The sequence below is a fragment of the Thiorhodococcus fuscus genome (assembly GCF_042682685.1).
Taxonomy (GTDB): domain Bacteria; phylum Pseudomonadota; class Gammaproteobacteria; order Chromatiales; family Chromatiaceae; genus Imhoffiella; species Imhoffiella fuscus.
The window spans coordinates 100,983-107,653 of the sequence record NZ_JBHUHX010000013.1; the positions used below are offsets into that span (position 1 = coordinate 100,983).

Genomic DNA, 6,671 nt, shown 5'->3' on the forward strand with positions numbered 1-6,671 from the left:
TTCTGGCTATCCTGATGGCCATGGAAATCCAGTCGAGTTGCCCATGCGTCTTCTAATCGTTGATGACAGCCTCGTCGTGTGGCGCCGCCTGTTCGACATGTTGAAGGATCTCTCCGATGTGTCGTTTCTGGCCTATAGCCGCAATCTGTCCGAGGCGCGCCATTATCTGGCCGGATTCGGGCCGGATCTCTTGGTGCTCGACATCTCCTTGCCCGATGGCAGCGGACTGGATCTGCTCCAAGACGTGCGACTCAGGGGGCTTGGCACCAAGGTCGCCATTTTCAGCAATCTTTCCGAACTGCGCGGGGTCAGCCTGGACCTGGGTGCCGACTGGTATTTCGACAAATCCATGGACTATCCGCAGTTGCTGAGTCTGATCGAGGACCGCGCCTACTGGGCGAAACAACACATTGGTCGAGATGGAGTGAACCATGCCGAGTTTTGAGCTAACCCTGCGCAGTCTGTGGCAAATAGCCATTCCACCTCTCGTCGGTGTATTCGGCGGCGGCGCATTGCTCGTCCATGCGAGTGGTCAGTGGATAACGGCGGTGTCGGTGATCGTCGTGGGCGTTGTCGGTGGCGTGGTCACCGCCTTCCTGGCGCGCGGTGAACTCGAGCGTATGCGTGAGCGCACCGAGGCCGCGACCCTGGCCGCGATTCCGCCGTCTCCGCCTTGTGTCGAGGGGCTCGATCAGCTCTGTTCCGAGGTTCTTCCTATCTGGCGCCGGCAGGTGGAAACGGCCCGTGATCAAACCGAAGAGGCGATAACCGGGCTGACCCAACGCTTCTCCGGCATCTATGACCGCCTGGAGTCGAGCATGACGCTGTCGGGCCAGACCGCCGGTGGTCTGGCCGGGGACGGCGAGGGCAGTCTGGTCGAGACGCTCGCCGAGAGCCGTCGGGAGCTGGCCGAGGTGGTGGCGAATCTGCGCACCGCCCTGCAGGCGAAGGACGAGATGCTCGGACGTATCCAGGAGCTGGCGACCTTCACCTCCGAGCTCCGGGACATGGCCAGCGCCGTGGCCAAGATCGCCGACCAGACCAACCTGTTGGCGCTCAACGCTGCCATTGAGGCCGCCCGCGCGGGAGAGGCCGGCCGCGGCTTCGCCATCGTTGCCGACGAGGTGCGCAACCTCTCGTCCATTTCGGGCAACACCGGCAAACAGATCGCCGACCGAGTCAAGTCGATCAATCAGGCGATTCTGCTCGCCCAGAATACCGCCGCGCGCTACGCCGAACAGGACGCGCAATTGGTGCAGGGCGCCGAGCAGGCCATCCACGGCGTGGTCGACAAATTCGAGCAGGGTGCGGACGGACTCGCCGGTTCGGCCGAGCTGCTCCGCGAGGTGGGTGCGGCGATTCAGAACGAGATCGCCGAGGTATTGGTCGGGCTGCAGTTCCAGGACCGCGTGACCCAGATCCTCGGGCAGGCCACCGGCGACATGGCACGCCTTGGGGCGCGCTTGGACGAGGTGCAGGAACAGCGCGCGCGTGGCGAGCGATGCCTCGCGATCGATGCCGCCGGCTGGTTGGATGAGCTGTGCCGCACATACACCACGGCCGAACAGATGGACAATCATCACGGAGCTTCCAGGAGCGGGTCGAGTGAAAGCGCCGAAATCACCTTCTTCTGACGGAGCGCGTGAAGCGCTTAGGGCCAAATCGTTTTACCGCAAGTATTTTTACGAACCGGTCGTCGCCGGACGGCCTATCCGAAGAAGTGGAGTCTGAGATGAGCAAAACGATCATGATCGTGGACGATTCAGCGAGCGTGCGTCAGGTCGTTACGATCGCCTTGAAGGGAGCGGGTTACGACGTTGTAGATGCCTGCGATGGTAAAGACGCACTCACCAAACTCGACGGACGCAAGATTCATCTCATTATCAGCGACGTCAATATGCCCAACATGGACGGCATCACCTTCGTCAAACAGGTGAAAGCCCACCCCTCTTACAAATTCACGCCCGTCATCATGTTGACCACCGAGTCGGCTGCGGACAAGAAGCAGCGCGGGCAGGAGGCCGGAGCCAAGGCCTGGATCGTCAAGCCGTTCCAGCCTCAGCAGATGCTCGGAGCCGTGTCCAAACTGGTGCTGCCGTAAGGCGGGGAGTCCGTCATGAGCGAGACCGAAAGCCATCCCGCGTTGGCGCTCGAAGGCGAGCTCAACATCTATGGCGCCGCCGAGAACAAGCTGCGCATCCTCGAATTTTTGAGCCGGGCCAAGGAATTCCCCACGCTCGATCTGTCCGCCGTGACTGAAGTCGATACTGCCGGCTTGCAACTGCTGCTTCTGGCGCAGCGGGAGGCGGAGAGCATGGGAACGTCGCTGCGTCTGCTCGACCCGAGCGCATCGGTGCTGGACGTCTTGCAGCTCTGCAACCTGACGACCCGATTCGACGTTGCCGGCGCTCTGGAATCCAACCCCTGAGGAGCGAGACATGAACCTGGACAACGCCCAGCAAACCTTCATCGAGGAGAGTCGGGAACTGCTCGCCGCGATGGAGGATGCGCTCCTGACCCTGGAGACGGTTCCCAGCGATGCGGACGCCATCAACGCCGTGTTCCGCGCCATGCACACCATCAAGGGCGCGGCGGGTCTGTTCGGGCTCGATCATGTCGTCGGCTTCACCCATGTCGCCGAGAGCCTGATGGATCGAGTTCGGGACGGCGAGGTCGAGGTGGACGACACGCTGATCGCGCTTCTGCTCGGCTGCCGGGATCATATCTCCAGCATGATGGATGCCGTGGACGCGGGCGAGGAATCGCCGAGCGAGGACATGCTGACGGCGGGTATGGGGCTGGCCGCCAGTCTTGAGGTCTATCTGGACCATTCGTTCGAAGCGGGTGAGGCCGCCGAGCCGGTCTCGGCTGCATCCGAATCAAAGGGACCCGCCCCGGCGGTCGGCGCCACCGGGGTGGAAAATGTCACCTGGCACGTCTCGGTGCGCTTCGATCAAGAGCTGCTGCGCAACGGTTTCGACCCGCTCTCCTTCGTGCGCTATCTGGGTACGCTCGGCGAACTCGTCCATGTCGAGGTGATCGCCGACGCGATGCCTTCGGGCGACGAAATGGATGCCGAGATCTGTTATCTGGGCTTCGAGATGCGCCTCGCCGGCGATCTGACGAAAGGGGCTATCGAGGACGCCTTCGAGTTCGTTCAGTCCGACTGTACCCTGAGAATTCTGCCCCCCAGCAGCCAGCTTGGCGCCTATCTGGATCTGATCCAAGACCTTCCCGAGGACACGGTGCGCCTGGGCGAGATCCTGGTCGCCTGCGGAACGCTCACCGAGCGCGAGCTCGAAGAGGGGCTGCGCATCCAGGCCGGCGGCGCGGGGACGCTCGACGAAATGTCCGAGGACCAGCCGGTCCAGCCGGTCCAGCCGCTCGGCGAGATTCTGGTCGAGCGCGAGGTCGTCCAGCAGGAACTGGTGGACGCGGCCCTGGACAAGCAGCGGCGTACACGCGAGGCCAAGACACGCGAGGCCCGGGTGATCCGGGTCGACGCCGCCAAGCTCGACGAACTCATCAACCTGGTCGGCGAACTGGTCATCGCCGGCTCCGCCGCCGAGACCTTGGCGCGGCGTAGCCGAAATCGCACCCTGGTCGAGGCCAACACGACCATCGGCGGTCTCGTCGAGTCGATCCGCGACAGTGCTTTACGGCTGCGCATGGTCGAGATCGGCGAGACCTTCAACCGCTTTCGCCGCGTGGTGCGCGACGTCTCCCAGGAACTGGGCAAGGACATCGATCTGGTCATCACCGGGGCCGAGACTGAGCTCGACAAATCCGTCGTGGAGAAGATCGGCGATCCGCTCATGCATCTGGTGCGCAACGCCATGGACCATGGGCTCGAATCGACCGAGCGGCGCATCAAGGCGGGCAAACCGGCCAAGGGCACCCTGAGGCTCAACGCCTATCACGAGTCCGGTAGCATCGTCATCGAGATCGTCGACGATGGGGGCGGTCTCGACCGCGCCCGCATCCTGGCCAAGGCGCAGGAACGCGGGCTGGTTCAACCGGGACAGATGCTCAACGACCATGAGATCGACAACCTGATCTTCGAGCCCGGCTTCTCCACTGCCGAGCAGGTGACCAACCTGTCCGGGCGCGGGGTCGGCATGGACGTGGTCCGGCGCAACATCGACGCACTGCGCGGCATCATCAGTCTCGACAGCCGTCCCGGACAGGGCACCCGAGTGACCATCCGTCTGCCGCTGACACTCGCCATCATCGACGGTTTCCTGGTCGGGGTGGGCGAGGGGGCCTACATCATTCCGCTCGATTGCGTGGTCGAGTGCATGAAGTGCGACCCGTCCGAGACCCAGGACAGGGACTACATCAATCTCCGCGGACAGGTGCTGCCCTTCCTGCGTCTGCGCGAGATCTTCCGTGTCGAGGGCAGTCCGCCACGCCGTCAAAACATCGTCGTTATCCAATACGCCGGCCAGCGTGTGGGGCTGGTTGTGGACCACCTGTTGGGCGAGTTCCAGACCGTGATCAAGCCCCTGGGACGCCTGTTGAGCCATCTGCGCGGCTTCTTCGGCGGCTCCACCATCCTCGGCGGCGGCGAGGTCGCAATGATCCTGGATGTTCAGGAGCTCATCCGCGTGGCCGTCCAGCGTGATGTTGGTGCTTACGCAGAGAGCGCGACCGACCTCGTTTGATATCCATCAGCCATTCCCAGGTAACACCATGGAACAACATTCGACCAGCAACTCCCTGTCTCCTCAGCCTCAAGCTGGGGCAAGGCGTTTCAATATGCGCATTGGAACGCGGCTCTATCTATTGATAGCCAGCGCTTTGGTCGTGCTCATCGTTCTGACGGGTGTCTCTCTGGACATCCTGCGCTCGTCCATCCTCCATGAGAAGGAAGACAAGTTGCAAAACCTGGTCGAGCTGGGCGTCAGCTCGCTCGAGTATTACGAACGTCAGGTCCAGAACGGGAGTCTGACGCCCGAGGCCGCCCGGGCTGCCGCTAAGCAGACCTTCTCGGCCATGCGTTATGAGGGAGACAACTATCTTTTCGTGCTGGATACGAACTATCGGATGCTGGTTCAGCCGGTCAAGCCGGAACTGGAGGGCTCCGATGTCTCCGAGGTGAAGGACAGCAATGGCGTGGCTGTTCTGCGAGAGTTGGTCGATATCGGCAAATCCGGCGAGTGGACATTCCTGGAGTACCTGTGGCCCAAGCCGGGGCATGCCGAACCCGCCGCCAAGCTGTCCACCGCGCACCTGTACGCCCCTTGGGGTTGGGTGGTTGGGACGGGTACCTATATCGACGACCTGAACGCGACCTTCTGGGGCGTTGCCTTGGTGCTCTGCACGATCGCGGGCGTCGCCACTCTGATGCTGCTCGCCTTCGCTCTGGTCATCGCGCGCTCCATCGTGCGTCCCATCGGGCGCGCGGTCGAGGCCGCCGACCAGCTCGCCGCAGGCGATCTCAGCATGCACATCGAATCGACCAGCCGCGACGAAACCGGTCAGCTTCTGCGTGCGGTTGGCAAGGTTCAGGACAGTTTGCGTGCAATGTCGGCCGATACGCGCCGCTTGATCAGGGAGACTGAACTCGGTCGTCTCTCCGAGCGCGCCGATGCCCGTCAGCATGCGGGCGAATACCGCCAGATCGTGGAGGGCATCAATACCACCTTGGATCGTCTGGTCGGTTTCCTCGACCTGATGCCGGCACCGGCCATGATCTTGGACTGCGATTTCAACATCCAGTACATCAACGAGCTTGGCGCCAAGATGGGGGGCAAGGTCTCTGCTGCTCAGCTGGTAGGCACCAAATGCTACGACCAGTTCAAGACCGGTGACTGTCAGTCGGCCAAATGCGCCAGTGCCTGCGCCATGAATAACGGACAGATCGCATCGAGCGAGACCGACGCCCATCCCGGTGGCAACGACATGGATATCGCCTATTCCAGTTTCCCCTTGGTCGACCGCGAAGGCACCGTGGTCGGTGCCTTCGAGTTCATCGTCGATCAGACCCAGGTCAAGCGCAACGAGCGGGTGGCGAGAAAGATCTCCGACTATCAGAGGACGGAGACGCAGAAGCTGGTCGCGGGGCTGACGAAGCTTGCCGAAGGCGATGTCGACTTCCAGATCCTGACCGATGCGGCCGATGCCGACACCCAGGAGGTCAAGGCGACCTTCGACGCCATCTCCAGCGCCGTCAATACCAGTATCGAGGCGATCAAGTCCGTGATCGCGGACACCCGCAGCCTGTCGGAAGCGGCCCTGGAAGGCCGGCTCGATGAGCGCGCCGATGCCTCGCACCATCGTGGCGATTTCCGCCGTATCGTCGAGGGCATCAACGCGACCCTGGACGCGGTGATCGGCCCGGTGAACGAGGTGATGCGCATCCTCGCCCTGATCGAGAACGGCGAGCTCTCGGAGACCATCCAGACTCAGTACAAGGGTCGTCTGGAGGAGCTGCGCGGCACCGTCAACAACACGGTCGAGAAGCTGGCCCAGACCATGCGCGACGTGCGCAGCACCGCCGACGACCTGACCTCGGCGGCCGATCAGGTGAGCATGACCGCACAGTCGCTCTCGCAAGGTGCGACCGAACAGGCGGCGAGCGTGGAAGAGACCTCGGCCTCAATGGAGCAGATATCGGCCTCGGTGGCGCAGAACACCGAGAACGCCAACGTGACCGACGGCATGGCGGC

6 protein-coding genes are annotated in these 6,671 nt (G+C 62.8%); all 6 read left to right on the forward strand.

The features are described 5' to 3' along the window. The first annotated feature begins 43 nt into the window (after window positions 1-43). Window positions 44-445 carry a response regulator gene (locus ACFSJC_RS06510; protein ID WP_386024883.1) on the forward strand — a complete coding sequence of 134 codons (402 nt, stop codon included), beginning with the start codon at window positions 44-46 and terminating at the stop codon, window positions 443-445. After that, a complete protein-coding gene (locus ACFSJC_RS06515; RefSeq protein ID WP_386024886.1) occupies window positions 432-1,634 on the forward strand; it encodes a methyl-accepting chemotaxis protein in 1,203 nt (400 codons plus the stop codon). The genes ACFSJC_RS06510 and ACFSJC_RS06515 overlap by 14 nt, the downstream gene beginning before the upstream one ends. A gap of 98 nt (window positions 1,635-1,732) precedes the next feature. Beyond that, a complete protein-coding gene (locus ACFSJC_RS06520) occupies window positions 1,733-2,101 on the forward strand; it encodes a response regulator (RefSeq protein ID WP_386024889.1) in 369 nt (122 codons plus the stop codon). Window positions 2,102-2,116: 15 nt separating this feature from the next. Beyond that, window positions 2,117-2,428, forward strand: coding sequence for an STAS domain-containing protein (locus ACFSJC_RS06525; protein ID WP_386024892.1), 312 nt, complete (start codon window positions 2,117-2,119; stop codon window positions 2,426-2,428). A gap of 10 nt (window positions 2,429-2,438) precedes the next feature. After that, window positions 2,439-4,664 (forward strand): chemotaxis protein CheA, encoded by a 2,226-nt coding sequence (locus tag ACFSJC_RS06530; protein ID WP_386024895.1) that lies wholly within the window; start codon window positions 2,439-2,441, stop codon window positions 4,662-4,664. 94 nt (window positions 4,665-4,758) lie between these two features. Next, window positions 4,759-6,671 (forward strand): cache domain-containing protein (locus ACFSJC_RS06535; RefSeq protein WP_386024898.1); only part of this gene is annotated, 1,913 nt, incomplete at its 3' end.